Genomic DNA, 1,790 nt, shown 5'->3' with positions numbered 1-1,790 from the left:
GACGCTGTTGGTTAATCCGGGGCCCTGCGTGACGTCGGCCTTCGAGACCCGGTTGTGGTCTTGAAGGCCGACGTTGTCGTATGGGGTGGGTGCGGATGTCGATGCAGCCGAAGGGATCGTGGGAGATCCCGGCGGAGACGGTGCGGGTGGCGCGGGCCGCGTTCCCGAAGGGGAGCCTGGCGATCCGGGTGAGGGACGAACTGGGGCCGCTGTTCATCGACGAGGAGTTCGCGGACCTGTTCCCGGTGCGGGGGAAGCCTGCCTGGTCGCCGGGGCGGCTGGCGCTGGTGCTGGTGTTGCAGTTCGTCGAGGGGCTGACCGACCGGCAGGCCGCGGAGGCGGTGAGAGCCCGGATCGACTTCAAGTACGCCCTCGGGCTGGACCTTGGTGATCCGGGCTTCGACTTCTCGGTGCTCTCGGAGTTCCGGGACCGGCTGGTTCAGGCGGATGCCGGGCGGCGGGTGCTGGACGGCATCCTCACTGCGGCCCGGGAAAAAGGGCTGCTCAAGACGGCAGGCCGAGCCCGCACAGACTCCACCCATGTACTGTCGGCCGCGCGGGAGCTGTCCTGGTTGGAGATGGTCGCCGAGACACTGCGCTCGGCGCTCAACGCGCTGGCCCAGGCTGATCCCGACTGGCTGACGAAGGTCGCCGAGCCGGATTGGTTCCGGCACTACGCCACCCGCGCCGAGGACTCCCGGTTTCCCAAGGCCCGCACCAAGCGTGACGAGGTGGGCCTGCGGATCGGGGCGGACGGGATGCGGCTGCTTCAGGCCGTCTTCGCACCTCACGCGCCTGAAGATCTACGGGCGCTGGAAGAGGTGGAGATTCTGCGGCAGGTGTGGGTGCAGCAGTTCCACCTGGTCGGGGGCGAGGTGAGGCGCAGGGACCCAAAAGACCGGCCACCAGGCGCGTTGCGCCTGGTCACCCCCTATGACACCGAGGCCCGCGGCAGCGTCAAGCGCGAGACCCTGTGGGACGGCTACAAGGTCCACCTCACCGAAACCTGCGAGCCGGATGCCCCGAACCTGATCACCAACATGGCCACCACCGTCGCCACCGTCCCCGACAGCGTGATGAGCAAGGAGATCCACACCTCGCTCGCCGCCCGGGACTGTCTGCCCGGCGAGCACTGGGTGGACGCCGGCTACCCCACAGCCGCCCAGGTCGTGGCCGCCCGCGCGGAGCACGGCGTCAGCCTGCACGGACCGATGGCGGACAACACCGCCGCTTCGGCCGGTGGCCCCTACGGGCAGGACGCCTTCACCATCGACTGGGACCACGAGCAGGTGACCTGCCCGAACGGCGTCACCAGCACCCAGTGGCACCACCGGCACTCGCAACAGGGTCTGCCCGTCATCCGGGTCCGCTTCAGCCCCGCCGACTGCCGCACCTGCCCCCACCTGCGCGACTGTGTCACCTCGCCCAGGGCCGAACGCCGCGAACTCAACCTGCGGCACCGAGACGAGTACGAGGCCGTCCGCCAGGCCCGCGCCGAGCAGCAGACCGACACGTGGAAAGAGCGCTACAAGATTCGTGCCGGGGTCGAAGGCACCATCTCCCAGGGCGCTGGTCGCTGCGGCCTGCGCAGATCCCGCTACCAGGGCCTGGCGAAGACCAGCCTCCAGCACCAGCTCACCGGCGCCGCCCTCAACCTCGCCCGCATCGACGCCCATCTCACCGGCACACCACGGGCCCGCACCCGCACCAGCCACTTCGCAGCACTTCGCCCCGCCGACCAAACGACCGGCGGGGCGAAGTAGCAGGGCCCCGGATTAACCAACAGCGTC

At 69.6% G+C, this 1,790-nt stretch carries 1 protein-coding gene; it reads left to right on the top strand.

Annotation, left to right across the window (positions count from 1 at the left end):
* Positions 1–95 precede the first annotated feature (95 nt).
* Positions 96–1,763, top strand: a complete 1,668-nt coding sequence (locus tag RMT89_RS40085; RefSeq protein ID WP_315888680.1) for an IS1182 family transposase — start codon at positions 96–98, stop codon at positions 1,761–1,763.
* Positions 1,764–1,790 lie beyond the last annotated feature (27 nt).

The organism is Streptomyces sp. P17 (genome assembly GCF_032436805.1).
Classification (GTDB): Bacteria; Actinomycetota; Actinomycetes; order Streptomycetales; family Streptomycetaceae; genus Streptomyces.
This window is presented reverse-complemented; position numbering and strand designations above follow the sequence as displayed.